This window comes from Pseudomonas sp. Sample_14 (genome assembly GCF_004307515.1).
Classification (GTDB): Bacteria; Pseudomonadota; Gammaproteobacteria; order Pseudomonadales; family Pseudomonadaceae; genus Aquipseudomonas; species Aquipseudomonas atacamensis.
In genome coordinates this window covers 132,876-157,599 of the sequence record NZ_RCOC01000092.1, presented here as the reverse complement: position 1 = coordinate 157,599, position 24,724 = coordinate 132,876, and the positions used below count along the sequence as shown (strand labels likewise).

Sequence of the window (24,724 nt, the reverse complement as noted above, 5' to 3'; positions counted from 1 at the left end):
ACGACCTTGCCAAGGTCGGGGTCGCGAGTTCGAGTCTCGTTTCCCGCTCCAATTTCACAAAAACGCCGATCAATGATGATCGGCGTTTTTGTTTGTGCGCGTTTTGTGGCGGCAATAAAAAAGGACCTTTTCACAGGTCCTTTTTTATTTTGAGCCCGGTCATCAATGATCGGGCTCAGGCAGAGCTTTACAGCTTCGGCAACTGCCCCACACGCCCCATCATTTCCGTGACGATCTGCAGATCCAGCAGGAACTGATCGACGGTTTTGAATTCGCCATCGGTGTGGCCGGTGTATTTGGCTTCAGGTCGCGCCAGGCCGAATTGCACGCCGTTCGGCAATTCGTGAACCGAAGTCGCGCCGGCGGAAGTACCGAATTCCGACTTCATGCCGAGGTTTTCGCTGGCTACGGCAAGCAGCGCCTTGACCCATTCACCTTCGGGGTTGCGATACATCGGTTCGGCCACGGAATAGTCGAACGCTACAGCGACATGAGTCTTCTTGCTCCAGGCGTCAAGTTTCTCAGCGATCTCAGCCTTGAGCTTTTCCGGAGACTTGCCCTTCGGTACGCGCAGATTCACCGCCAATTTGAAGGTTTTGTCATCCTCACCGACGTAGGTCAGCGAGGTGGTCAGTGGCCCCATGAACGAGTCGGAGAAGTCCACGCCGAGTTTTTTACCCAGGTAGTCCAGGCCCCAGTTGTCATCGGCATAACGCGCGGCGTCGGTGAACTGGTTGTGCTTGAGCGCGACTTTGCCGTCCAGGCTGTTGATGAAGCTCAGCATTCGCGCGACCGGGTTGACGCCGGATTCTGGTTCGGAGGAGTGCGCAGAAACCCCCGTCACGGTCAGTTTGACGTCTTTGCCATCAACCTTTGCCGCGACTTCGAAATCGCCGCCGTTGGCCTTGGCATAAGCGTCGCCGGCTTTTTGCAGACTGGCGGCAAGCTCGGCTGGCTTGTCGGTTACCAGTGTGACCACCGAAGCGGACGGAATCTGGTTGGTCGCTTTGCCGCCGGTCATCGAAATGATTTCCGCGCCGTTGCCTTCGCCTTTGCGTTTGGCAAAGTTGGCCATGACGGTGCCGTAACCTTTTTCGGCGATCACCACCGGATAACCGCCGTCCAGCGCCATGTTGTAGTTCGGCGTCGGGTTGCGTTCGAAGTAATAAGGAATGGCATCGCCGCTGGTTTCTTCAGTGGTGTCGACCAGCAACTTGAAGTTACGCGCCAGTGGCAATTTCTCGTCCTTGATCACTTTCATGGCGTACAGCGCCACGACGATAGCGTTCTTGTCATCCTCGGTGCCGCGACCGTACATGCGATCGCCAATCAGCGTGACTTTGAACGGGTCGAGTTTGGTGCCGTCCTTCAGCACCCAGTTTTCCGGAGTCACCGGCACCACATCGGCGTGGGCATGAATGCCAACGACTTCGTCGCCTTTGCCATCCAGAGAAATTTCGTAGACACGGTTATCGACATTGCGGAACTTCAAACCGAAGGATTCGGCGAGTTTCTGGATCTCGCCGGCAATCTTGATGAATTCCGGGTTGTCGTGTTGCTCCACGCCGTCCTTGCGGAAGGTCGGGATCTCGACGAGTTGGCGCAGGGTTTCCAGCGCGGCCTTGCCATATTTCACGCGGGTATAAATGCCCAGCAAGCGATGAATTTCATTCTGCTGGTCGGCGTTCAGGGTCTTGTTGTCGAGGAAGGCACTGATGGACGGGGTGAGCTTATCCGTTTTGGCCAAGTCGCTTTTCGCCAGGCTGCCAAGGAAGCTACGGAAGTCCGTCAGGTTCTTGCCGTCGAGGGATTTCAGAATCGCTGCACTTTGCTCGGCAGTGATGTTGGCTTGTGCGGCGCTGGTAAACGCGGTGAGGCTGGCCATGACGAGCGTAGCGGCGGCCAGTTTTTTCAGGGAAAAGACCATTGAACAGGCATTCCTTTGCTAGAGATTGGGAAAATATGTCTGACGCTTGCGGCAGAAACATTTTGCAACCTACCACCATGAGCAGGTGAAGAGGGAGTCACAAACTTGATCTGTCGCACAGAAATGCAAAAGAGGCGCACAAATGAAAAAGTCCCGGCAGCTGATGCCGGGACTTTTTTGTGTGAGTTACATCGACAGCATCAGGCGGCCGGCAAATAGAATGAGGATGACGCCCATGCTGCGCTCGAACCAGTGTCCAAGGCGCATGAACAGCAGGCGCACTTTGTTGCTGGAGAAAAACAGCGCGACGATCACGAACCACAGCGCGTTGACGAAGCACATCCACAAGCCATAGAACGCCTGGATCTGCAGCGGTGTGCTGGCACTGATGATCGTGGTGAAGATGGCCAGGAAAAACAGCGTGGCCTTGGGGTTGGTCGCGTTGGTCAGAAAACCGGTGCTGAATGCCTTGAACAGTGACTGTTCAACCAGCGGCTCATCGGCGGTTTTTTCGCCTTCGACGCTGCTCTTCGGTTTGCTGCGGATCAGGCTGACGCCCAGATAGAGGATGTAAGCCCCACCGACAACTTTGGCCACAGTCAGCAGCCACGGCGTGGTGTGCATCAGGGCGCCGACGCCGAGCAGGGTATACAGCACGTGCACGGAGATTCCCGCGCCGATGCCCAGCGCAGTGCAGATGCCGACGAGCCGGCCGAAGCGCACGCTCTGGCGGATGGTCACGGCGAAGTCCGGACCGGGCGCCACCACGGCGAGAAAGTGGATGGTGGCCAATGCGAGAAACTCGCCCAGGTAATTGGAAAGCATGTCAGCTCCAGAAAGTCAGAGGGGAGGCATCGCCGCGATAGCCGACAAAGAACGACAGACTCAAACGCGGATCAGCCACGCCCGGAGTCACCGAGTGCATGCGCCGCGAATTGAACATGATGAAATCGCCGGGCTGCGGTCGTACTTCGAGGGCGGGCGGCCCCAGCAGCGACGGCTCGATGCCATAACTGTCGCCGCGCATTTCGTCGAATTGATCCGGGGTGATGTGGTCATTCCACATCTGCAAGGCGCCACCCTCGGTGGGCATGTTCAGGTAGACGTTGCAGGCAAATTGCGCTTCGAGGCTGCGCGCCTGAAAACTGTCCGGGGCGTCCTTGGCGAAGATGTCGTGATGAGCAAGAAAGCACACGCCGGGTTTGACCACGCGCGACAAGCCGACATACATCTTGCGCCCGTAGAGATTTTCCAGATGCGCGCCCGCGGGCCAGGATTCGTCGAGCATGCAGCGCAACGTGTCGATCGGCGAAGAGTAGGGCGCGCAGCGCTGGCGCAGTTCGTTGATGTTGCGGGTGGCGCGTTCGAAGTAATCCTCGATCAGCAGCGGCTGGTTTTCCGCCTCGTAGAAGGCCATGCCGATGCGGCCGATACTCGGCGCGTTGATGTAGCCTTCAAAGCCCGGGGCGAGGATCTTGTCACCGATCTCGATCGCCAGCGGCTCGGGCAGAAAACGTTTGACGCGGATGGCGAGGACTTCTTCGTTGGCCAGTTTTTTTATGCACGTCTCATCGAGACGCTCGACGTCTAGCATCATTTGTTTTAGGTCCATCTATCGATAGTCAACGGAACCGGCGAGTGCGGTTCCCCGGCGTCGGACGCTGCGCGATGGCAACGTCCGAAATGCTCAATCCACGCTGTAGTGGACGGACAGCATGCCTTTCTTCTGCGAAAGCGACGCGATCGTGACTGTGCCCAGATCCTTCAGGCTGCGTACGTGGGTGCCACCGCAGCCATAGGCTGGCAGCTCACCGAAACTGATTTCCCGCGCGCCCTCGCGCAGTGAAGTCAGACGCGGCAGATCGTGTTCGATCCACTGCTCGATACCGGTTTGCACGGTTGGCGCATCGACTTCTTCCGCGCCATCGCCCGGTTTGAATTGCACCCGGCCTTCGTCCGGCCAGTGGTGCGCTTTGATCGGCATCCAGCCCATGGCCTGAATGAAATGACCGATCAGGTGCCCGGCCGAATGCATGCGCGTGTTGAAGCGGCGGCGTTCTTCGTCGATGCGGATGACGGTCATGCCCAGCGGCAGCGGGCGGTCGACGAAATGCACAATGCGCTCCGCTTCCTGCACCACGCGCGACACCCGGCTTTCACCGATCCAGCCGGTGTCGCAAGGCTGACCGCCGCCCTGGGGGTGAAACAGGGTAGCGCGCAGCACTACGGCGAATTCGTTCTCGTGGGGTGTGCAGTCGAGGACTTCGACATTCGCCTTGAGGTCGTCACTGTGAAAAAACAGGCGAAGCGTCATATTCCATGCCCTGATCGAAGTTCTGTTTTTATTATATGAATCGTGCAATAACGTGATAATCCGTTCGAACATCAAAGGACTTGTGCGTCGTGAGCATCAATCTTCCGCTCCCGCTGTTGGGTGAAATGGCGATTTTCGTCAAGGTTGTCGAGACCGGCAGCTTCTCTGAAGCGGCGCGGCAGATGGGTTCCTCACCCTCGGCGGTCAGTCGCAGTATTTCCCGATTGGAAAAGGCGTTGGCCACGCGCCTGCTGCAACGCACCACGCGCAAACTGCGCTTGAGCGATGGCGGTGAGGAGGTGTTCAAGCGTTGCCAGGAAATGGTCAGCGCGGCCAGGTCGGTGATGGAAGTCAGCGGCCAGTTCACCCACGAAGCCGAAGGTCTGGTGCGGGTCAGCGTGCCGAAAGCGGTGGGGCGCTTTGTGATTCATCCGCACATGCCGGAGTTTCTGCGCCGCTATCCCAAGGTCGACGTCGAGTTGTTGCTGGAAGATCGTCAGGTCGATCTGATCGATGATCATGTCGATCTGGCGATTCGCATCACTGATCGTCCACCGGCCGGTCTGGTCGGGCGGCAGTTGCTGACCATCGATCATTTGCTTTGCGCCACGCCGCAATACCTGGCCGAACACGGCACGCCGACGCATCCGCACGATTTGCTCAACCACAGTTGTATTTATCTGGGCGAAACGCCGAGCGATGCGCGCTGGAAGTTCAAGAAGGGCAGCAAGGCGGTGACGGTCGGTGTGCGCGGACGCTATGCCGCCAATCACACGGGCGTGCGCTTGGGGGCGGTGTTGCAGCACATCGGCATTGGCAGTCTGCCGTATTTCACGGCGCGTTACGCATTGGAGCAGAAGTTGATTGTGCAGGTGTTGCCGGACTGGACGTTTCTTGCCTCTTACCATGGCGGGTTGTGGTTGCTGCATTCACCGACGCGTTATCTGCCGCCGAAGTTGCGGGTGTTTATTGATTATCTGGTGGAGTGTTTGCAGAAGGAGCCGACGTTGGGTAGACCCGGAAAATCTGCCGGTGGGAGCAATGCGGCTGTGGCGTATGAGCTGCCGGAGAGTGAGGGGTTGCTTTGAGGTTTTTTTGTGGGGGGCTTGGCGGCCTTTGGGCCGACCAGGTTCTTGGGGTTTTGGGTAAATATCCGTTTCTGCGGGTGCTGCGGCTGGCGGTTTCGCCCTTACGGCGAGTCACTTTTTCAGACGCCAAAAAGTAACCAAAACGCTAGCTCCTGCGTTCGGCCCTCGCAGGCTCGGGTCCCTTCGCTCCGGGACTGATCCGGGCGCAGCGGCTCCGGTTTGCTTCGCTGCACCTCCTTCCGCTGTGTACGACTGCGTCGTACGGTCGCTGCGCTCCCACGCCCGGATCAATCCCTACGCTCAGCCTTCCGACGTCGTTTATGGATCAAGATCAAGAGCGGTACTCGAGCTTGCGCTCATTGTTTTGAGTGGTGAAAAGCGTGTGGTCTGCTTTGGATCTTTGTTGGATTCGCCTCTCACCCCAGCCCTCTCCCCGAGGAGAGGTAGCTGATTTGTGTGCTTTTCAAATCCCGAGTTCAACTCGGACTTTCACATCGACGTAACTCGCCCAAACACCTCGGTCAGTCCCCTCTCCCTCCGGGAGAGGGCTAGGGTGAGGGTGTTTTTGATCTAGAAAAAAAGGCCCGCATGGAATCACCAGTGCGGGCCTTTCGATTACCTGTCGATATCAGTGCTTGCTGTCCTGCGCAGACATGGCCAGCAGTTGTTTTTCCTGGTTCCAGTCGAACGGTTCGTCGTTCTGTTCGGCTTCGTAGCGGCGTTCTTCGAGGGCCTGGTAGAGGTCGATTTCTTCGTCGGAGAGGTAGTGCAGGCAGTCGCCGGCGAAGAACCACAGCAGGTCGCGGGGGATCAAGTGGGCGATTTGCGGGTAGCGGCTGATGACTTGGGTGAGGATGTCCTGGCCCAGGTATTGGCTTTCGATAGGGTCGATCGGCAGGGAGGCCAGCAGTTCGTCGAAGCGCTCGAGGAACAGGGCATGGCTTTCTTCGGGCACTTGTTCGGCCTCACCTACGGCGACCAGGATAATGCGCAGGTGGTCGAGCAACACGAGATGATCGGCAACGACGTTGGACACGAGATAAGTCCTCAAGAGCAAAACGGGCGCGGGAGTATAAAGCCCTCGCGCCGTTTTTTCACATAAACCGGGATCAGCGGACTTTGCCCTCTGCCTGGGTCAGTTCTTCTTTGGCGAAATCATCGACGTCGATCACCTTGCGGCGGGCCGCTTCGGCGTCGCGCAGGCTTTGCGCTTCGACGGCTTGCAGTACGCCGGCTTCCAGTGCGGCATCGATGGCGTGTTCGCCGGCTGCCGGTTTGACCTGGCCGCTCTTCAGTGCGGTGTGCAGTTTCTTGTGCAGCGGTTGCGCGGCGTTAAGCAGGTCACTGGCGTGTTGCAGGGCGCCCACCGCATCGTCCGCCGATTGCGGGCGGTAGCAGCCGGCGAGCAGTTCTTCCAGCGCCGGATCGCCTTTGGCGCGACCGATGACCGCAGCGACTTCGGCGCCGAGTTTGTCCGATGGGCCTTTGTGACGGCGACCGAACGGGAAGACGATGACCCGCAGCAGGCAGCCGAAGACTTTGTTCGGGAAGTTGCTCAGCAGTTCATCCAGCGCACGCTCCGACTGGCCGAGGCTTTCTTCCATGGCCCAGCGGAACAGCGGCTCCATGTACGCCGGCGAATCCAGGTCGTGATAACGCTTGAGCGCGGCGGAGGCCAGATACAGGTTGCTCAGTACATCGCCAAGGCGAGCCGACAGACGTTCGCGGCGTTTCAGTTCGCCGCCCAAGAGCATCATGCTGAAGTCGGCGAGCATGGCGAATGCGGCGGCCTGACGGTTCAGCGCGCGGAAGTAGCCCTGACTGATCCTGTCGCCCGGCGCATGTTCGAAGTGACCAAGGCCGAGGTTCAGCACCAGTGTGCTGGCGGCATTGCTGACGGCAAAACCGATGTGCTTGAGCAGCAGGCCGTCGAATTCCTTGAGTGCCTGATCCTTGTCCTCGCGACCGGCCAGGGCCATTTCCTTGAGTACGAACGGATGGCAACGGATCGCGCCCTGACCGAAGATCATCAGGTTGCGCGACAGGATGTTCGCGCCTTCGACGGTGATGAAGATCGGCGCGCCGTTCCAGCTGCGGCCGAGGTAGTTGTTCGGCCCCATGATGATTGCTTTGCCGCCGTGCACATCCATGGCGTGGCTGATGCATTCGCGGCCGCGTTCGGTGAGGTGATATTTGAGGATCGCCGACAGCACCGAAGGTTTTTCCCCCAGGTCCACCGCGTTGGCGGTGAGCATGCGGGCGGCGTCCATCATCCACGCGTTACCGCCGATGCGCGCCATGGCTTCCTGGATGCCTTCGAAAGCGGACAGCGGCACATTGAATTGCTCACGAATCTGCGCGTACTGACCAGTGACCAGACTGGTGAACTTGGCCGCGCCGGTGCCCACGGCTGGCAGCGAGATCGAACGCCCGACGGACAGGCAGTTCATCAGCATCATCCAGCCTTTGCCGAGCATTTCCTGACCACCGATGAGGTAGTCCAGCGGAATGAATACGTCCTTGCCGGAGTTCGGACCGTTCATGAACGCGGCGCCCAGCGGCAGGTGACGACGACCGATTTCCACACCTGCGGTATCCGTCGGGATCAGCGCCAGACTGATGCCGAGGTCTTCCTCTTCACCGAGCAGATGATCCGGGTCATAAGCCTTGAATGCCAGGCCAAGCAGGGTCGCGACCGGGCCGAGGGTGATGTAGCGCTTTTCCCAGTTCAGGCGCAGGCCGATGACTTCTTCACCTTCCCACTGGCCTTTGCAGATGATCCCGGTGTCGGGCATCGCGCCGGCATCGGAACCGGCCAGCGGACCAGTAAGGGCGAAGCACGGGATATCGTCGCCACGGGCCAGGCGCGGCAGGTAGTGATTACGTTGTTCATCGGTGCCGTAATGCAGCAGCAATTCGGCCGGGCCGAGGGAGTTGGGCACCATCACGGTTGAGGCGAGGTCACCGCTGCGCGTCGCCAGTTTCATTGCCACTTGGGAGTGAGCGTAGGCGGAGAAGCCTTTGCCGCCGTATTCCTTGGGAATGATCAGGGCGAAAAAGCCGTGTTCCTTGATATGCGTCCAGGCCTCGGGCGGCAGGTCCATGGACTGGCCGATCTGCCAGTCGCTGACCATCGCGCAGAGTTCTTCGGTCGGGCCATCGATGAACGCCTGTTCTTCTTCGCTCAGTTGCACTTTTGGATAGGACAGCAGTTTGTCCCAGTCCGGACGGCCGCTGAACAGCTCGCCGTCCCACCATACGGTGCCGGCATCGATCGCGTCGCGTTCGGTCTGCGACATCGGTGGCAGGGTTTTCTGGAACCAGTTGAACAGCGGCGCGGTGAAGTGCTTGCGGCGCAGGTCAGGCAACAACAATGGCGCGGCGACCACCGCCAACAGGACCCAGAAGACAAACAGCAGCCAGCCCGGCGCGTGACTGAAAATCCCCATGGCGACCAGATAGGCCGCCACGATGCCCAACGCGGGCAGCGGGGCGATGCGTCGATGGGCGAGATACGCCACGCCGACGATCAAAACCAGTATCCACAACAACAGCATATTCAGTCCTCCGTGAACCAAGGCAAATCGACCCTCCAGAGCTTAGACGGCATCTGCAAATAAGGGTGGTCAGAGCATGGTGATTGAAATCGTGGGAAACCCCGGATGGTTTTCGTAGGTTCGGTGGGCAACACGTGTGGGAAATCGTTCGTTGCTGCGCAGCTTTGCTTTCAGGTTTGGCCGAAACGTCGTTATCTCTGTGCTCAGGCTGTCGCTAGACTCGTGACTCACCCAGGAGATTGCCGTCATGCACGAGTATCTGAGCCCCGGCCGCTTCATCGATAGTGACCACCCGGCGGTGGTGGAGTTCGCCGAGCAGCATCGCGGTGCCAGTAATGATCCGCGTGAGCAGGCGATCAGTCTGTATTACGCCGTGCGCGAGGCGGTGCGCTACAACCCGTACACCTTCAGCCGTGATCCGCAAACCCTGCGCGGCAGTTACGCACTCGCAGCTGGGGAGAGTTACTGCGTGCCGAAAGCCACGCTGCTCGCCGGTTGTGCGCGGCATTGCGGGATCCCGGCGCGCATTGGTCTGGCCGATGTGCGCAATCACCTGTCGACGCCACGTCTGCTCGAGTTGCTGAAAAGCGATGTGTTTGCCATGCATGGCTACACCGAGCTGTTTCTCGACGGCCGCTGGGTCAAGGCGACGCCAGCGTTCAACCAGCAACTGTGCGAGTTGTTCAACGTCGCAGCGCTGGAGTTCGATGGCATCAATGACAGCGTTTTCCACCCGTTCAACCGTGACGGCGCGCAGTTGATGGAGTATCTGCTCGATCACGGCCAATTCACCGATGTGCCGGAAACCTTCTTCTTCGAGCACCTGCAAAAGTGCTATCCGCATCTGTTCAGTGAGCAACTGCCGGTGCTGCTGGGCGATATGCAGGCCGATTTGAGTCGCACCTGATCCGGCGTATGCTGGCCGTCCACTCACTTGCAAAGAGGCGGTCATGCTGAAGATCTGGGGACGGAAAAATTCATCGAACGTCAGAAAGCCCTTGTGGGCTGCCGAAGAGCTGGGCTTGGCGTACGAGGCCATCGATGCCGGCGGCGCGTTCGGTGTGGTCGACACGCCCGAGTACCGCGCGATGAACCCCAATGGCCGGGTGCCGGTGATCGAGGATGACGGTTTCGTGCTGTGGGAATCCAACGCCATCGTGCGCTATCTGCTGGCCAAATATGCCCCGAACAGCGCCTGGTATCCGGTGGATGCGCAAGCCCGCGCCGCAGCGGACAAGTGGATGGACTGGACCACTTCCAGTTTCGCCGGGCCGTTTCGCACGGTGTTCTGGGGTGTGCTGCGCACGCCTGCCGAAAAGCAGGACTGGAAGGCGATCAACGCCGCGATCAAGGAATGCGATGAATTGCTGAACATGGCCGACCATGCCTTGATCAGCCAGCCTTATCTCTCCGGCAATGACATCGGCATGGGCGACATTCCGCTGGGCAGCTTCATTTACGCCTGGTTCGAAATGCCCATCGAGCGCGCTCCGCAACCGCATCTGCAAGCCTGGTATGAACGTTTGAAGCAGCGTGCGGCCTATCAGAAGGCGGTCATGACCGCGTTGACTTGATAATTACTATCGACAGACTTGACTGTACTTGTGCGGCGGCGGCAAGCACCATTGCGAACTTGCGCCGCGGTTGTTTCCCTCGCCGCCCGCCCTTATTTACTTCTTTCCTTCCTTCTTGGTGCGTAAATCCGATATGAGTTCCGCTCTGTCCATCCGGCAGCTAACCAAAACCTACGGCAACGGGTTCCAGGCCTTGAGTGGTATCGATCTGGACGTCGCCGAAGGTGACTTTTTCGCCTTGCTCGGCCCCAACGGCGCCGGCAAATCCACAACCATCGGCATCCTCTCGACCCTGGTCAACAAGACCAGCGGCACCGTGAATATTTTCGGCCATGACCTGGACAAGAACCCGGCGGCGCTCAAGCGCTCGATCGGCGTGGTGCCGCAGGAATTCAACTTCAACCAGTTCGAAAAGACCTTCGACATCGTCGTGACCCAGGCCGGTTACTACGGCATTCCGGCGAAAGTCGCCAAGGAACGCGCCGAGCAGTACCTGACCCAGCTGGGGCTGTGGGACAAGCGTGATGTGCCGTCGCGTTCGCTGTCCGGCGGCATGAAACGGCGTTTGATGATTGCCCGTGCGCTGGTGCATGAACCGCGTCTGCTGATCCTCGATGAGCCGACTGCGGGCGTCGATATCGAACTGCGCCGTTCGATGTGGACCTTCCTCACCGAGCTGAACCAGAAAGGCATCACCATCATCCTGACCACGCATTACCTGGAAGAGGCCGAGCAGCTGTGCCGCAACATCGGCATCATCGACCACGGCACCATCGTCGAAAACACCAGCATGAAACAGTTGCTGGGCCAGTTGCACGTGGAAACCTTTTTGCTTGACCTGAAGAACGACTTGAGCGCGGCGCCGCAATTGCTCGGCTACCCGGCCCGATTGCTCGACGGCCATACCCTCGAAGTCCAGGTCGATAAATCCATGGGCATCACGGCGCTGTTCACCCAGCTGGCGCAGCAGAACATCGAAGTGCTGAGCCTGCGTAACAAAACCAATCGCCTCGAGGAGTTGTTCGTGTCCCTGGTGGAGAAAAATCTGTCGAAGGTGGCGGTATGAGTTCCGAGTTCGGTCCCAACCTCGTCGCCCTGCAAACCATCGTCTACCGCGAGGTCAAACGCTTCATGCGGATCTGGCCGCAGACGTTGCTGCCGCCGGCGATCACCATGGTTCTGTACTTCGTGATCTTCGGCAACCTGATCGGCCGGCAGATCGGCGACATGGGTGGCTTCACTTACATGGAGTACATCGTGCCGGGTCTGATCATGATGTCGGTGATCACCAACTCCTACGGCAACGTGGTCTCGAGCTTTTTCGGCAGCAAGTTCCAGCGCTCGATCGAAGAGTTGATGGTCTCGCCGGTGTCACCGCACACGATCCTGATCGGCTTCACCATTGGTGGCGTATTGCGCGGTCTGGCGGTGGGTCTGATCGTGACGATCCTGTCGCTGTTCTTCACAGATTTGCAGGTGCATCACCTCGGCGTGACCATTCTGGTGGTAGTGCTGACCGCGACAATCTTCTCGCTGCTGGGCTTCATCAACGCGGTGTTTGCGCGCAACTTCGATGATATTTCGATCATTCCGACCTTTGTGCTGACCCCGCTGACTTACCTGGGCGGCGTGTTCTACTCGATCACTTTGCTGCCACCGTTCTGGCAGACCGTGTCGCTGGCCAACCCGGTGCTGCACATGGTCAACGCCTTCCGCTACGGCATCCTTGGTGTCTCGGATATCCGCATCGGTATCGCCATCACCTTCATGCTGGTGGCGACCGTGGTGCTGTATCTCGGCTGTGCGCGGTTGCTGGTGAGCGGGCGCGGGATGCGGACCTGATCCCGACCGCAGCGCTTCCATCGCGAGCAGGCTCGCTCCCGCATTGGAATGATGTTCTCTGTGGGAGCGAGCCTGCTCGCGATGGGGCCAGCCCAGACACAACAAAAAACGGCCTCCCATAGCGGAGGCCGTTTTGCATTCACTTCTGCCGACTTTTCTTGCGCCGCCGCCATTGCCGCGCTACCCACCAGCGCCAGTACAGCATCACCAGAAAGTAGGCGAGGACCCCCAGCACCAGACCGACGACCACCGAGCCCAATAAAAACGGCTGCCACAATGTCGACAGCTCACCGCTGATCCATTCCCAGGTCAGCTCGTCCGGCAGATGCCGCGCCGGCACATCCATCAGGAACGCCCCGGCCTGATAAGTGCAGAAGAACACCGCCGGCATGGTGATCGGATTGGTCAGCCAGACCAGACTCACCGCGATCGGCATATTGCCGCGCACCATTACCGCCAATGCCGCCGCGACCAGCATCTGCGCGGGTATCGGCAGGAATGCCGCAAACAGGCCGACCGCCATCGCCCGGGCGACCGAGTGGCGGTTGAGATGCCAGAGGTTCGGGTCATGCAGCAACGTGCCGAGAAAGCGTAAGGATTTGTGTTCCCTGATGCTCGTCGGGTCGGGCATGTAACGTTTGAATAAGCGCCGGGGCATAAGGCTTCTCGGTCGGTTAAGGCGGCAAGTATGTCTGGATTCTACGAACCGCCCATTCAGACTTTGTGACAATTGTTGACGACGGTGGTGCCGCAGGCCCGCTATGCCTAAGGAGGGGACTCTCAAGGACGGGCATATGCGCACAGGGATGATGGCGCTGGCAGTCGGTCTGCTGGCCCCGGTTTTTTTGCCGGCCTTGCCGCCGGTCGGCTTGCTGGTAGTGCTGCCAGTGGTGGCGCTGATGCTGCTGCCGTTTCGCAGCTATCCATTGGCTTTTTTGCTGTTTGGTTTCACGTGGGCTTGTTTCAGTGCGCAGTGGGCGCTGACTGACCGCTTGCCACCGGGTCTTGACGGCGAAACCCGTTGGCTTGAAGGGCGGGTGGTCGGCTTGCCGCAACACAACGATGGCGTGGTGCGTTTCGAGCTGGCTGATGCGCGTTCACGCCACGAAAAGCTGCCATCGCTGCTGCGCCTGGCCTGGTACGCCGGGCCGGCGGTGAATAGTGGTGAGCGTTGGCGTCTGGCGGTGAAATTGAAGCGCCCGGGTGGCTTGCTCAACCCGGACGCTTTCGATTACGAGGCCTGGCTGCTGGCGCAACGGATCGGGGCGACCGGCACGATCAAGGATGGCCAGCGCCTGGCTGAGGCCCGGTATGCATGGCGCGACGGCGTTCGCCAGCGCCTGCTGGCGGCCGATGCGCAAGGACGAGAGGGCGCGCTGGCGGCGCTGGTGCTTGGTGACGGTTCAGGCCTCAGTCGCGAGGATTGGCAGGTGCTGCAAGACACCGGCACCGTGCATTTGCTGGTGATCTCCGGCCAGCACATCGGCTTGCTCGCCGCAGTGATGTATCTGCTGGTCGCCGGGCTGGCGCGTTTCGGAATCTGGCCGTTGCGCTGGCCATGGCTGCCGTGGGCGTGCGGCCTGGCCTTCACGGCGGCGCTGGGTTACGGCCTGCTCGCCGGTTTCGATGTGCCAGTGCAGCGCGCCTGCGTGATGGTGGCGCTGGTGCTGCTGTGGCGCCTGCGTTTTCGCCATCTTGGTGCGTGGTGGCCGTTATTGCTGGCGTTCAATGGCGTGCTGTTGTTCGATCCGCTGGCCAGTTTGCGTCCAGGTTTCTGGCTGTCCTTCGCGGCGGTGGCAGTGTTGATCTTCACTTTCGGCGGGCGGCTGGGGGCCTGGCGCTGGTGGCAGACCTGGACCCGCGCGCAGTGGCTGATCGCAATCGGCTTGTGTCCGGTGTTGCTGGCGCTGAGCTTGCCGATCAGCGTCAGCGGGCCGGTAGCCAATCTGCTGGCCGTTCCGTGGGTCAGCCTCGTGGTGCTGCCGCCGGCATTGCTCGGCACGCTATTGCTGCCCGTGCCTTATGTTGGCGAAGGGCTGTTGTGGCTGGCCGGTGGTTTGATCGACTGGCTGTTTATCGGGCTGGCGCTGATTGCCTGGCACTGGCCGGCGTGGATACCTGCCGCCATTCCACTCTGGGCGTTGATCCTGGGCAGCCTTGGCGCGATTTTATTGCTGTTGCCCCGAGGCGTGCCAATGCGACCGTTGGGCTGGCCGCTAATGTTGCTCCTGGCATTGCCGCCTCAAGAGCGAATAGAAGAAGGGCGGGCCGATGTCTGGCAACTCGACGTCGGCCAAGGCCTGGCCATCCTCATCCGCACCCGCCATCACGCGCTTCTCTATGACGCCGGCCCGCGTTTCGGCGAGTTCGATCTCGGCGAGCGAGTGGTACTGCCAGCGTTACGTAAACTTAATGTCCAAGCGCTCGACTTGATGCTGCTCAGCCACGCTGACGCCGATCACGCTGGCGGCGCCCGGGCGGTAATGCAGGGATTGAAGGTGCACCGCGTGGTCAGCGGCGATGCGCCAAACCTACCGCCGGAGCTGAACGCCGAAGTCTGCGCAAGTGGCGAACGGTGGCAGTGGGACGGCGTGCAGTTCCAGCTCTGGCAATGGTCGGCGGCCGATGACAGCAACCAGCGCTCCTGTGTATTGCAGATCGTGGCCAACGGTGAACGCCTGCTGCTCACCGGCGATATCGACATTCGCGCCGAGCGCGTTCTGCTCGACAGCCCGCTGGCCGTGCCGACGCAGTGGCTGCAATCGCCCCATCACGGCAGCCGCAGTTCATCATCGATGGCCCTGCTCAAAGCCTTGCAGCCCGAAGCGGTGCTGATCTCCCGTGGCCACGGCAACTCCTTCGGTCATCCGCATCCAACCGTGCTGGAGCGATACCGCAAGCAAGGTCTGCGCATCTACGACAGCGCCGAGCACGGTGCCATTCATCTGCAACTGGGCAGCTTCAAACCGCCGTGGACGATGCGTCAACAGCGGCGTTTCTGGCGCGATCCACCGGTGGCTGGCCGTTGATCGGTGCCAGCATGAGTGCCACCTCACGGTCGTCGGGGCGGCGACTCTTAATCGCGGATCGGTATGGTAAAGTGGCGCACTTTTTCGAGGGGACTGTCACTGTGTGGGAATTGGTCAAATCCGGCGGCTGGATGATGTTGCCGATCATTCTGAGTTCCATCGCGGCCATGGCGATCGTCGCCGAGCGCCTGTGGACACTGCGCGCCAGTCGCGTCACCCCCGAGCATCTGCTGGGTCAGGTCTGGGTCTGGATCAAGGACAAGCAGCTCAACAAGGAAAAACTCAAGGAATTGCGCGCCAACTCGCCGCTGGGGGAAATCCTCGCCGCAGGCCTGGCCAATTCCAAGCATGGTCGCGAGATCATGAAAGAGTGCATCGAAGAGGCCGCCGCGCGGGTCATTCATGAACTCGAACGCTACATCAACGCACTCGGCACCATAGCCGCCATGGCGCCTCTGCTCGGCCTGCTCGGCACCGTGCTGGGCATGATCGACATTTTCAGTGCCTTCACCGGCTCCGGCATGACTACCAATGCTTCGGTACTGGCCGGCGGTATTTCCAAAGCGCTGATCACGACCGCAGCGGGCCTGATGGTCGGGATTCCAGCGGTGTTCTTCCACCGGTTTTTGCAGCGCCGCATCGACGAGCTGGTGGTCGGTATGGAGCAGGAAGCGATCAAACTGGTGGAAGTGGTGCAGGGCGACCGTGATGTCGACCTGGCCGAGGGCAAAGCGTGAAATTCCGTCGCAAGCCCCGGGAAACCGTAGACATCAACCTCGCGTCGCTGATCGACGTGGTGTTTATCCTGCTGCTGTTTTTCGTGGTGACTACCACTTTCACTCGGGAAACCCAGTTGCGCGTGGATCTGCCGGAAGCGGTCAGCGGTTCGCCTGCCGAAGATCAGCAGGTCAAACAGCTGGACGTCGCGATCAGTGCCGAAGGCGTGTTCTCGGTGAACAACAAGATTCTGCCGAAGAATGATCTGGCGACGCTGATGGAAGCCATGCAGAAAGAATCCAACGGCGACACCAACATGCCGTTGTCGATCAGTGCCGATGGCAAGGCCCAGCATCAATCAGTGATCACCGCCATGGACGCGGCCGGCAAGCTCGGTTTCAGCCATCTGCGCATGACCACGGTCGAGGCGGCGCCGAAATCCTGATGAGCATGTCCGATCGCCTGCTCGCCGCGTGGTATCAGGGGCATCCGGCCCTGACGCTGCTGCGGCCACTGGAAATGCTGTATCGCCGTGTGGTGATCAACAAGCGTCAGCGCTTTCTCGATGGTCAAGGCGAGATCTACCAGTCGCCCGTGCCGTTGATCGTGGTCGGCAATATCACCGTTGGCGGTACCGGCAAGACGCCGATGATTCTCTGGCTGATCGAACATTGCCGACGCCGTGGACTGCGCGTCGGCGTGGTCAGTCGCGGTTACGGCGCCAAACCGCCGCAACTGCCGTGGCGGGTTGAGGCCGAGCACAGCGCCGAGATTGCCGGTGACGAGCCGTTGCTGATCGTCCAGCGCACCGGCGTGCCGCTGATGATCGACCCTGATCGCAGCGCCGCCGTCAAAGCCTTGATCGCCAGTGAACCGCTGGATCTGATTCTGTCCGACGATGGCATGCAGCATTATCGTCTGGCGCGGGATCTGGAGCTGGTGCTGATCGATGCCGCACGGGGCCTGGGCAACCAGCGCTGTCTGCCGGCCGGGCCGTTGCGTGAGCCGGTCGAGCGCCTGCAAAGCGTTGATGGCGTGCTGTTCAACGGTGCCCTTGATGATCGCGACGATGGTTTCGCCTTCCGCCTGCAACCTACGGCCCTGGTCAATCTGCGCAGCGGCGAGCGTCAGTCGCTCGAGCATTTCCCGCCCGGGCAAGCGCTGCATGCGGTGGCCGGGATCGGCAACCCGCAACGTTTCTTCAATACCCTCGAAGCGCTAGACTGGCGGCCGATCGCCCATGCATTTGCCGACCACGCCGAGTACAGCGTGCAGGCGTTGAATTTCACCCCGTCATTGCCGTTGGTGATGACCGAAAAGGACGCGGTGAAGTGCCGTGCCTTTGCTGCTGCCGACTGGTGGTATCTGGCGGTCGATGCCGTGCCGTCGCCAGCCTTCGTGGCCTGGTTCGACACTCAGCTGATGCGCCTGTTGCCGGATCGTCTGCTGCCTTAACTCTTTTATTTCTGGGAATGTTCATGGACACCAAACTGCTCGACATCCTCGCTTGCCCCGTGTGCAAAGGCCCACTCAAGCTCAGCGCCGACAAGACCGAACTGATCAGCAAGGGCGCCGGTCTGGCCTATCCGATCCGCGACGGCATCCCGGTGATGCTGGAAAGCGAAGCGCGCACCCTGACCACCGACGAGCGTCTGGATAAATGACCACAGCCTTCACCGTTGTCATCCCGTCGCGGTTCGCCTCGACCCGTCTGCCGGGCAAGCCGTTGCTGGATATTGCCGGCAAACCGATGATCCAGCATGTCTGGGAACAGGCGAGCAAAAGCAGCGCGACCCGCGTCGTTGTTGCAACTGACGATGCACGCATCGTCGAGGCATGCAAAAGCTTTGGCGCCGAAGTGGTGCTGACCCGTGAAGATCACAACTCCGGCACTGATCGTCTGGCCGAGGTCGCGGCTAAACTGGGCCTTGCGCCTGATGCGATCGTGGTCAACGTCCAGGGCGATGAGCCGCTGATTCCGCCAAGCGTGATCGACCAGGTCGCCGCCAACCTTGCTGCCCACACCGAAGCGCGCATGGCCACGCTGGCTGAGCCGATCGAAGACGTGGAGACCCTGTTCAACCCCAACGTGGTCAAGGTCGCCAGCGACATCAACGGCCTCGCGCTGACTTTCAGCCGCGCGACCTTGCCATGGGCACGCGATGCATTTGCCAAGAGCCGCGAGCAGCTGCCAGAAGGCGTGCCCTATCGCCGCCACATCGGTATTTATGCCTATCGCGCCGGGTTCCTCCACGACTTCGTGAGCTGGGGGCCGTGCTGGCTGGAAAATACCGAATCCCTTGAGCAACTGCGTGCCTTGTGGCACGGCGTGCGTATCCATGTTGCCGACGCGCTGATCGCGCCGCCGACCGGTGTCGACACCGTTGAAGACCTTGAGCGGGTTCGTCGCCTGCTGGGGGCCTGATGCGCGTTCTGTTTGTGTGCCTGGGCAACATCTGCCGTTCGCCCACCGCTGAAGGCGTGTTGCGCCACAAGTTGCGTGAAGCCGGGCTGGCCGATGTGGTCGAAGTGGCCTCCGCCGGCACCGGTGACTGGCACGTCGGCAACCCGCCGGACAAGCGCAGCCAGGCCGCGGCGAAAGTGCGCGGTTATGACCTGTCGACGCAACGCGCGCAGCAGGTCAGCCGGGCCGATTTCGCCAGCTACGACCTGATTCTCGCCATGGACAACAGCAATCTGCGCAATCTCAAGGCCCTGCAGCCGTCCACCGGCAGAGCCGAGCTGGATCTGTTTTTGCGTCGTTATTCCGGGCTGGTCGATGAAGTGCCGGATCCGTATTACGACGGTGATCAGGGTTTCGAGCAGGTGCTCGATCTGATCGAAGCGGCCTGCGACCAGTTGCTGATCGAAGTGAAGGGCCGTTTATGAGTTTGCAGGTCCAACCGCAAGTATCGTTGCAGGCCTTCAATACGTTTGGCGTCGATGTGCGCGCGCAGCTGTTTGCCGAAGCCCGCAGTGATGACGATGTCCGCGAAGCGCTGGCCTATGCCGCTTCCCATGACGTGCCGTTGCTGGTGATCGGCGGCGGCAGCAACTTGCTGCTCACGGCGGATATTGCGGCGTTGGTATTGCGCATGGCCACGCGCGGCATCCGCGTGCTCAGCGACGATGGCAGTCGCGTGGTGGTCGAGGCGGAAGCGGGCGAACCGTGGCATCCGTTCGTGCAGCACACGCTGGCCGCGGGTTTTGCCGGGCTGGAAAACCTCAGCCTGATTCCCGGCACCGTCGGCGCCGCGCCGATGCAGAACATCGGCGCCTATGGTGTCGAGATCAAGGACGTGTTTACCGGCCTGACTGCGCTGGATCGCGAGAGCGGCGAGCTGCGGGATTTCAGCCTGGAGCAGTGCAATTTCGGCTACCGCGACAGTGTGTTCAAGCAGCAGCCGGGACGTTGGCTGATCCTGCGGGTGCGCTTCAAGCTTGATCGCGCCGCGCACCTGCATCTGGAATACGGCCCGGTCCGTCAGCGCCTGAGCGAGCAGGGCATCGAGCAGCCGACGCCCAGCGACGTCAGCCGCGCCATCTGCAGCATCCGCAGTGAAAAACTGCCGGACCCGGCGGTGCTCGGCAATGCCGGCAGCTTCTTCAAGAATCCGCTGGTGCCCGCCGCTGTCGTCACGCAGATCAAAGCGCAGCACCCGGATCTGGTGGCTTACCCGCAAGCGGATGGGCAGATGAAACTGGCCGCTGGCTGGCTGATCGAACGCGCCGGCTGGAAAGGTTTTCGCGACGGCGATGCCGGCGTGCACAAGTTGCAGGCGCTGGTGCTGGTCAACTACGGCACGGCCACCGGCCTGCAACTGCTCGACCTGGCGCAACGTATCCAGAAAGACATCGCCGAACGGTTTCATGTCGAACTGGAAATGGAGCCCAATCGGTATTGAGGCTACGCTTGCCTGACGCCATCAAAAGCCCCGCACTGATGAAAAAGTGCAGGGCTTTTTTGTTAATGCTGGGTTAACTTAGCGAGCTAACGATACCAACCATTTGCTCCACCCAAAGGCCCGGTGCAGACGTTCCCGTCGGCGCAAGAGAGCCTGATTAGCCTGAGTCGATCTGCGCGAACCCACCGCTGATTTTCCGGCGGCAGATTGCTCGACCCCATAACCACTAAAAAATATGCGGGCGTGCCCATGATTACCCTGAAACTCAACGGTCAAGACCACTCCCTCGATGTCACCGAAGACATGCCGCTGTTGTGGGCGATTCGTGACATCGCCGGTTACAACGGCACCAAATTCGGTTGCGGCATGGGCCTGTGCGGCGCCTGCACCATCCATATCGACGGCTTGCCGGCACGCAGTTGCATCACGCCGATCGGCTCGGTGATCGGCCAGAACGTCACCACCATCGACAATCTCCACGCCGACCCGGTAGGCCAGGTCGTGCAGCAAGCCTGGCTCGACAGCGCCGTGGCTCAATGCGGTTATTGCCAGGGCGGGCAGATCATGTCGGCCACCGCTCTGCTGAAAACCAACCCCAACCCGAGCGACGAGCAGATCGAAGAAGCCATGGTCGGCAATATCTGCCGCTGCGGTACTTACAACCGGATCAAAACCGCGATCCGCCAGGCCTCCACCCAACTGAAGGGGGTGAAGGCATGAGCCGCGTCCCGAATGATTTCGCCCTGAGCAACCTCAGCCGCCGTGGTTTTCTCAAAGGCGTCGGCGCCACCAGCGCGCTGGTCCTCGCCGCGAGCTGGGGCTGGCAGGATGCGCTGGCCGATGACGCTGCGAAGAAGTTTGGCGCCGATGGCATGCCGAATGGCTGGATCGACGATCCCAAGGTCTACGTGAGCATTGCTGCCGATGGCAGCGTCACCGTGGTGTGCAACCGTTCGGAAATGGGCCAGGGCGTGCGCACCAGCCTGAGCATGGTGGTTGCCGATGAACTTGAGGCCGATTGGGCGCAGGTCAAAGTGCAGCAGGCGCCGGGCGACGAAGTGCGCTTCGGCAACCAGGACACCGATGGTTCGCGCAGCATGCGTCACTGGTACGAGCCGATGCGGCGTTGTGGCGCCGCCGCGCGGACCATGCTCGAACAGGCCGCTGCTGCGCAGTGGATAGTGCCGGTTGGCGAATGCCATGCGCAACTGCACAAGGTCATTCACAAACCGTCCGGCCGTGAACTGGGCTACGGCGAACTCGCCGCTGCCGCCAGTGCGCTGGCAGTACCGGCGCGTGACAGCCTGCGACTCAAGCAGCCGTCGGAGTTTCGCTACATCGGTAAGGAAGGCACCAAGGCCATCGACGGTGCCGACATCGTCAATGGCCGCGCAGTGTACGGCGCCGACGTGCATTTCGACGGCATGCTCTACGCCACTATCGCTCGCCCGGCAGTGTACGGCGGCAAGGTCAAAAGCCTCGATGACAGCGCCGCGCTGAAAGTCCCCGGCGTGCTAAAAGTCATGCAGATCGAAGGTCGGCCATTGCCGTCAGAGTTCCAGCCACTGGGCGGCGTTGCGGTTGTGGCCAGCAACACCTGGGCGGCGATCAAGGGCCGCGAGGCGCTGAAGATCGAGTGGGACGACGGCCCGAATGCCAGTTATGACTCGATTGCCTATCGCAAGGAACTCGAAGCCGCGTCGCTGAAGGCCGGCAAAGTGGTGCGCAATACCGGTGATATCGACAAGGCCTTGAGCGGCGCTGCCAGCACTCTCGAAGCGTCGTATTACCTGCCGCATCTGGCGCAGGCACCGATGGAACCGATGGTTGCCATCGCCCGTTACAAGGACGGCGTCTGCGAAGCCTGGGCGCCGAGTCAGGCACCGCAGGTCACCCGTGAGCGCATCGCCGAACGCCTGGGCGTCCCGTTCGAAAAGGTCACCTTCAATGTGACATTGCTGGGCGGTGGTTTCGGGCGCAAGTCGAAACCGGACTTCGTCGTTGAAGCGGCGATTCTCGCCAAGGAGTTCCCGGGCAAGGCTGTACGGGTGCAGTGGACCCGCGAAGACGACATCCACAATTCGTATTTCCACACCGTGTCGGCGGAATATCTCAAGGCCGGCATCGACAAGAACGGCATGCCGTCCGGGTGGCTGCATCGCACCGTGGCGCCGAGCATCACCGCGTTGTTTGCGCCGGACATGAACCATGAGGCGGCGTTCGAGCTGGGCATGGGCTTTACCAACATGGCCTATGCGATTCCCAACGTGCGCCTGGAAAACCCCGAAGCCAAGGTACACACCCGCGTCGGCTGGTATCGCTCAGTATCGAACATTCCCCACGGCTTCGCGATTCAGAGTTTCGTCGACGAACTGGCGCACAAGGCCGGTGAAGATCCGCTCAAGTACCAGATCAAATTGCTCGGCCCGGACCGGCAGATCGATCCACGCACCTTGAGCGAAGAGTGGAATTACGGCGAATCGCCTGAGCGTTATCCGATCGACACCGGGCGCATGCGCACGGTGCTGGAAACTGCCGCCAAGGCCGCCGGTTGGGGGCGCAAACTGCCCAAGGGTCGTGGTCTCGGTCTGGCGGTGCATTACAGCTTCGTCACCTATGTGGCGGCGGTGATTGAAGTCGAGGTCAAGGACGACGGTTCGCTGATCGTGCACAAGGCCGACATCGCCGTGGACTGCGGGCCGCAGATCAACCCTGAGCGCATCCGTTCGCAGTTCGAAGGTGCGTGTGTCATGGGCCTGGGCAACGCTGTGCTCGGTGAGATCAGCTTCAAGGAAGGCAAGGTCCAGCAGGACAACTTCCATATGTACGAGGTCGCGCGCATGTCGCTGGCGCCCAAGGAAGTCGCGGTGCATCTGGTGACGCCGCCGGGTGACGTGCCGTTGGGTGGCGTTGGTGAGCCGGGCGTGCCGCCGATTGCCCCGGCGCTGTGCAATGCGATCTTCGCCGCCACCGGCAAGCGCATCCGCAATCTGCCGGTGCGGTATCAGTTGCAGGGCTGGCAGAAGGCGCAAGCGTAATGGACAGCGTCGATCTCAACGTCCTGCGCAGCGTCCTCGAGTGGCGCCGCGCCGGACAGCGGGTGGTGCTGTTCAGCGTGGTGCAGACCTGGGGCACTGCGCCGCGCTCGCCCGGTGCCATGCTCGCCTTGCGCGAGGACGGCGTGGTGATCGGCTCGGTGTCGGGCGGCTGTGTCGAGGATGACTTGATCGCGCGGCTGCACGACGGCCGCATCGCCACCGACGGCCCGCCGGTGCAGATGATCACTTATGGCGTGACCCGCGAGGAGGCCGCGCGTTTCGGTCTGCCTTGCGGTGGCACCCTGCGCCTGACCGAAGAGCGCGTCGGTGACCCCGCGTGGGTGGCCGAGCTGCTGCAGCGTTGCGAAAATCATGAAATCGTTGCTCGAGAACTGAACATCGAAACCGGCGAGGTGCGGCTGGCTCCGGCGAGCAAGTCCGATTCGCTGGTGTTCGACGGCAAGACTCTGCGAGCGATTTATGGTCCGCGCTGGCGCTTGTTGCTGATCGGTGCCGGGCAGTTGTCGCGCTACGTCGCCGACATGGCGCGGCTGCTGGATTTCGAAGTGCTGATCTGCGATCCGCGAACCGAGTTCGTTTACGGCTGGGAAGAGCAGCATGGCCGTTTCGTCCCCGGCATGCCGGATGAGGCTGTGCTGAACATCCAGACCGACGAGCGCACAGCGATTGTCGCCTTGACTCACGATCCACGTCTGGATGACATGGCCTTGCTCACTGCGCTCGACTCGCCGGCGTTCTATGTCGGCGCGCTCGGCTCGCGGGTCAACAGCCAGAAGCGCCGGGAAAACCTCGCTCAGCTAGGCTTGTCGCAAGCATCGATTGATCGCCTGCACGGACCGATCGGCTTGCACATCGGCAGTCATTCGCCGGCTGAAATCGCCTTGTCCTTGCTGGCGGAAATTGTTGCGATCAAGAACGGTGTGGAGCTGAAACAGAAAAAACCGCTGGAGGGTGCATGAGCCAATCCATCGCAGTGATTGTGCTGGCGGCGGGCGAGGGCAAACGCTTTCGCCAGATCGCCGGCCCCGACAAAGACAAATTGCTCACTGATTGCACCGGGCGTGACGGCGCCGTGCGCTCGGTCATCGAACAGGTGCTGGTGAACCTGCCGGCCAGTCTCGCCAAGCGCGTTCTGGTCACCACTGAAGCGCGACCGCAGGCGATGCGCATGGCTCAGGCTTACGGCTGCGACGTGGTGTCGATCGAATCGACCGGCATGGGCGACAGCATTGCCGCAGGTGTTGCCGCTTGCCCGGGCGCTGATGGCTGGTTGATTGTGCTCGGCGATATGCCGTTTATCTTGCCTTCGAGTATCGAGCGAGTGCTCGCGGCGATGGCTGATGACGCGGTGAGCGTGCCGGTGCTGGATGGCGAGTTTGGTCATCCGGTGGGGTTTGGCCGTTCGTTTGGCGCGCAGTTGCAGGCGCTGACCGGTGATCGTGGTGCGCGGTCGTTGTTTGCGCAGGGTAGGGTGGTGGAAGTGGCGGTGGATGATCCGGGGGTGTTGTGGGATATCGATGTGCCTGAATCTTTGGTATTTCCTCAGCCCTGAGCCGTGTTGAAATTCCTTGTGGGAGCGAGCCTGCTCGCGAATGCGCTGGTTCAGTTACATGAATATTGTCTGACCCAGCGCTTTCGCGAGCAGGCTCGCTCCCACAAAGGTTGTGGATGATGCCGGTATTTCAGGTAATAAAAAGCCCCGCCAGGCTTTC

General features: G+C 60.8%; 24 protein-coding genes. 17 read left to right on the top strand and 7 right to left on the bottom strand.

From position 1 onward, the window contains the following. Positions 1-187: 187 nt before the first annotated feature. From D8U61_RS22330 to D8U61_RS22315, 4 genes are all read right to left on the bottom strand, one after another. Complete coding sequence (locus D8U61_RS22330) at positions 188-1,927, bottom strand: dipeptidase (protein ID WP_130927679.1); 1,740 nt, start codon at positions 1,925-1,927, stop codon at positions 188-190. Positions 1,928-2,113: 186 nt separating this feature from the next. After that, complete coding sequence (locus D8U61_RS22325; RefSeq protein WP_016773667.1) at positions 2,114-2,752, bottom strand: LysE family translocator; 639 nt, start codon at positions 2,750-2,752, stop codon at positions 2,114-2,116. A 1-nt stretch (position 2,753) separates the two neighbouring features. Beyond that, positions 2,754-3,524 carry a 2OG-Fe(II) oxygenase gene (locus D8U61_RS22320; protein WP_130927678.1) on the bottom strand — a complete coding sequence of 257 codons (771 nt, stop codon included), beginning with the start codon at positions 3,522-3,524 and terminating at the stop codon, positions 2,754-2,756. A gap of 90 nt (positions 3,525-3,614) precedes the next feature. After that, the gene (locus D8U61_RS22315; RefSeq protein WP_130902596.1) at positions 3,615-4,241 is read right to left on the bottom strand and encodes an alanyl-tRNA editing protein; all 627 of its coding nucleotides are present in this window, start codon (positions 4,239-4,241) and stop codon (positions 3,615-3,617) included. Positions 4,242-4,330: 89 nt separating this feature from the next. Between D8U61_RS22315 and D8U61_RS22310 the strand changes: the two genes are divergently transcribed. Beyond that, positions 4,331-5,329, top strand: a complete 999-nt coding sequence (locus tag D8U61_RS22310; protein WP_016773670.1) for a LysR family transcriptional regulator — start codon at positions 4,331-4,333, stop codon at positions 5,327-5,329. Positions 5,330-5,957: 628 nt separating this feature from the next. Here D8U61_RS22310 and D8U61_RS22305 read toward each other — a convergent pair. Beyond that, positions 5,958-6,365, bottom strand: a complete 408-nt coding sequence (locus D8U61_RS22305) for a PA2817 family protein (RefSeq protein WP_016771014.1) — start codon at positions 6,363-6,365, stop codon at positions 5,958-5,960. Positions 6,366-6,438: 73 nt separating this feature from the next. Further along, complete coding sequence (locus tag D8U61_RS22300) at positions 6,439-8,886, bottom strand: acyl-CoA dehydrogenase (RefSeq protein WP_130927677.1); 2,448 nt, start codon at positions 8,884-8,886, stop codon at positions 6,439-6,441. 247 nt (positions 8,887-9,133) lie between these two features. Here D8U61_RS22300 and D8U61_RS22295 point away from each other — a divergent pair, with 247 nt between their 5' ends. The 4 genes from D8U61_RS22295 to D8U61_RS22280 all read left to right on the top strand — a co-directional run bounded on the left by D8U61_RS22295 (position 9,134) and on the right by D8U61_RS22280 (position 12,302). Continuing rightward, entirely contained in the window at positions 9,134-9,793 is a 660-nt protein-coding gene (locus D8U61_RS22295; RefSeq protein WP_071173232.1) for a transglutaminase family protein, read from the top strand. 43 nt (positions 9,794-9,836) lie between these two features. Next, complete coding sequence (locus tag D8U61_RS22290) at positions 9,837-10,460, top strand: glutathione S-transferase (RefSeq protein ID WP_130927676.1); 624 nt, start codon at positions 9,837-9,839, stop codon at positions 10,458-10,460. 133 nt (positions 10,461-10,593) lie between these two features. After that, entirely contained in the window at positions 10,594-11,526 is a 933-nt protein-coding gene (locus D8U61_RS22285) for an ABC transporter ATP-binding protein (protein ID WP_122611441.1), read from the top strand. Further along, positions 11,523-12,302 (top strand): ABC transporter permease, encoded by a 780-nt coding sequence (locus D8U61_RS22280; protein WP_039760202.1) that lies wholly within the window; start codon positions 11,523-11,525, stop codon positions 12,300-12,302. Before D8U61_RS22285 ends, D8U61_RS22280 begins: the two co-directional genes overlap by 4 nt. A gap of 139 nt (positions 12,303-12,441) precedes the next feature. Here D8U61_RS22280 and D8U61_RS22275 read toward each other — a convergent pair whose 3' ends face one another. Continuing rightward, the gene (locus D8U61_RS22275) at positions 12,442-12,960 is read right to left on the bottom strand and encodes a DUF2062 domain-containing protein (RefSeq protein ID WP_016770668.1); all 519 of its coding nucleotides are present in this window, start codon (positions 12,958-12,960) and stop codon (positions 12,442-12,444) included. Positions 12,961-13,096: 136 nt separating this feature from the next. Between D8U61_RS22275 and D8U61_RS22270 the strand changes: the two genes are divergently transcribed. From D8U61_RS22270 to D8U61_RS22215, 12 genes are all read left to right on the top strand, one after another. Beyond that, a complete protein-coding gene (locus D8U61_RS22270; protein WP_130927675.1) occupies positions 13,097-15,331 on the top strand; it encodes a DNA internalization-related competence protein ComEC/Rec2 in 2,235 nt (744 codons plus the stop codon). 101 nt (positions 15,332-15,432) lie between these two features. Beyond that, positions 15,433-16,068, top strand: a complete 636-nt coding sequence (locus D8U61_RS22265; RefSeq protein WP_016771007.1) for a MotA/TolQ/ExbB proton channel family protein — start codon at positions 15,433-15,435, stop codon at positions 16,066-16,068. Then, positions 16,065-16,493, top strand: coding sequence for a biopolymer transporter ExbD (locus D8U61_RS22260; RefSeq protein ID WP_016771006.1), 429 nt, complete (start codon positions 16,065-16,067; stop codon positions 16,491-16,493). Before D8U61_RS22265 ends, D8U61_RS22260 begins: the two co-directional genes overlap by 4 nt. Then, the gene (gene lpxK / locus D8U61_RS22255; RefSeq protein ID WP_016771005.1) at positions 16,493-17,503 is read left to right on the top strand and encodes a tetraacyldisaccharide 4'-kinase; all 1,011 of its coding nucleotides are present in this window, start codon (positions 16,493-16,495) and stop codon (positions 17,501-17,503) included. The genes D8U61_RS22260 and lpxK overlap by 1 nt, the downstream gene beginning before the upstream one ends. A gap of 23 nt (positions 17,504-17,526) precedes the next feature. Next, a complete protein-coding gene (locus tag D8U61_RS22250; protein ID WP_003179363.1) occupies positions 17,527-17,712 on the top strand; it encodes a Trm112 family protein in 186 nt (61 codons plus the stop codon). Next, on the top strand, positions 17,709-18,473 hold the full coding sequence (gene kdsB, locus D8U61_RS22245; RefSeq protein ID WP_024013932.1) for a 3-deoxy-manno-octulosonate cytidylyltransferase: 765 nt from the start codon (positions 17,709-17,711) through the stop codon (positions 18,471-18,473). The genes D8U61_RS22250 and kdsB overlap by 4 nt, the downstream gene beginning before the upstream one ends. After that, positions 18,473-18,937 (top strand): low molecular weight protein-tyrosine-phosphatase, encoded by a 465-nt coding sequence (locus tag D8U61_RS22240; RefSeq protein ID WP_130927674.1) that lies wholly within the window; start codon positions 18,473-18,475, stop codon positions 18,935-18,937. Before kdsB ends, D8U61_RS22240 begins: the two co-directional genes overlap by 1 nt. Continuing rightward, on the top strand, positions 18,934-19,953 hold the full coding sequence (gene murB / locus D8U61_RS22235) for a UDP-N-acetylmuramate dehydrogenase (RefSeq protein ID WP_130927673.1): 1,020 nt from the start codon (positions 18,934-18,936) through the stop codon (positions 19,951-19,953). The genes D8U61_RS22240 and murB overlap by 4 nt, the downstream gene beginning before the upstream one ends. A 249-nt stretch (positions 19,954-20,202) precedes the next feature. Then, positions 20,203-20,673 carry a (2Fe-2S)-binding protein gene (locus D8U61_RS22230; RefSeq protein WP_130888446.1) on the top strand — a complete coding sequence of 157 codons (471 nt, stop codon included), beginning with the start codon at positions 20,203-20,205 and terminating at the stop codon, positions 20,671-20,673. Continuing rightward, positions 20,670-22,991, top strand: coding sequence for a xanthine dehydrogenase family protein molybdopterin-binding subunit (locus tag D8U61_RS22225; protein ID WP_130927672.1), 2,322 nt, complete (start codon positions 20,670-20,672; stop codon positions 22,989-22,991). Before D8U61_RS22230 ends, D8U61_RS22225 begins: the two co-directional genes overlap by 4 nt. Continuing rightward, positions 22,991-23,971 (top strand): XdhC family protein, encoded by a 981-nt coding sequence (locus D8U61_RS22220; protein WP_016770998.1) that lies wholly within the window; start codon positions 22,991-22,993, stop codon positions 23,969-23,971. The genes D8U61_RS22225 and D8U61_RS22220 overlap by 1 nt, the downstream gene beginning before the upstream one ends. Beyond that, complete coding sequence (locus D8U61_RS22215) at positions 23,968-24,564, top strand: nucleotidyltransferase family protein (RefSeq protein WP_130927671.1); 597 nt, start codon at positions 23,968-23,970, stop codon at positions 24,562-24,564. The genes D8U61_RS22220 and D8U61_RS22215 overlap by 4 nt, the downstream gene beginning before the upstream one ends. The last annotated feature ends 160 nt before the right edge of the window (positions 24,565-24,724 follow it).

Bases quoted from the DNA above. Each gene is read 5' to 3' on its own strand.
- D8U61_RS22330 (WP_130927679.1), bottom strand. From the start codon at position 1,927: ATGGTCTTTTCCCTGAAAAAACTGGCCGCCGCTACGCTCGTCATGGCC.
- D8U61_RS22325 (WP_016773667.1), bottom strand. From the start codon at position 2,752: ATGCTTTCCAATTACCTGGGCGAGTTTCTCGCATTGGCCACCATCCAC.
- D8U61_RS22320 (WP_130927678.1), bottom strand. From the start codon at position 3,524: ATGATGCTAGACGTCGAGCGTCTCGATGAGACGTGCATAAAAAAACTG.
- D8U61_RS22315 (WP_130902596.1), bottom strand. From the start codon at position 4,241: ATGACGCTTCGCCTGTTTTTTCACAGTGACGACCTCAAGGCGAATGTC.
- D8U61_RS22300 (WP_130927677.1), bottom strand. From the start codon at position 8,886: ATGCTGTTGTTGTGGATACTGGTTTTGATCGTCGGCGTGGCGTATCTC.
- D8U61_RS22295 (WP_071173232.1), top strand. From the start codon at position 9,134: ATGCACGAGTATCTGAGCCCCGGCCGCTTCATCGATAGTGACCACCCG.
- D8U61_RS22290 (WP_130927676.1), top strand. From the start codon at position 9,837: ATGCTGAAGATCTGGGGACGGAAAAATTCATCGAACGTCAGAAAGCCC.
- D8U61_RS22285 (WP_122611441.1), top strand. From the start codon at position 10,594: ATGAGTTCCGCTCTGTCCATCCGGCAGCTAACCAAAACCTACGGCAAC.
- D8U61_RS22280 (WP_039760202.1), top strand. From the start codon at position 11,523: ATGAGTTCCGAGTTCGGTCCCAACCTCGTCGCCCTGCAAACCATCGTC.
- D8U61_RS22275 (WP_016770668.1), bottom strand. From the start codon at position 12,960: ATGCCCCGGCGCTTATTCAAACGTTACATGCCCGACCCGACGAGCATC.
- D8U61_RS22270 (WP_130927675.1), top strand. From the start codon at position 13,097: ATGCGCACAGGGATGATGGCGCTGGCAGTCGGTCTGCTGGCCCCGGTT.
- lpxK (WP_016771005.1), top strand. From the start codon at position 16,493: ATGAGCATGTCCGATCGCCTGCTCGCCGCGTGGTATCAGGGGCATCCG.
- D8U61_RS22250 (WP_003179363.1), top strand. From the start codon at position 17,527: ATGGACACCAAACTGCTCGACATCCTCGCTTGCCCCGTGTGCAAAGGC.
- kdsB (WP_024013932.1), top strand. From the start codon at position 17,709: ATGACCACAGCCTTCACCGTTGTCATCCCGTCGCGGTTCGCCTCGACC.
- D8U61_RS22240 (WP_130927674.1), top strand. From the start codon at position 18,473: ATGCGCGTTCTGTTTGTGTGCCTGGGCAACATCTGCCGTTCGCCCACC.
- murB (WP_130927673.1), top strand. From the start codon at position 18,934: ATGAGTTTGCAGGTCCAACCGCAAGTATCGTTGCAGGCCTTCAATACG.
- D8U61_RS22230 (WP_130888446.1), top strand. From the start codon at position 20,203: ATGATTACCCTGAAACTCAACGGTCAAGACCACTCCCTCGATGTCACC.
- D8U61_RS22225 (WP_130927672.1), top strand. From the start codon at position 20,670: ATGAGCCGCGTCCCGAATGATTTCGCCCTGAGCAACCTCAGCCGCCGT.
- D8U61_RS22220 (WP_016770998.1), top strand. From the start codon at position 22,991: ATGGACAGCGTCGATCTCAACGTCCTGCGCAGCGTCCTCGAGTGGCGC.
- D8U61_RS22215 (WP_130927671.1), top strand. From the start codon at position 23,968: ATGAGCCAATCCATCGCAGTGATTGTGCTGGCGGCGGGCGAGGGCAAA.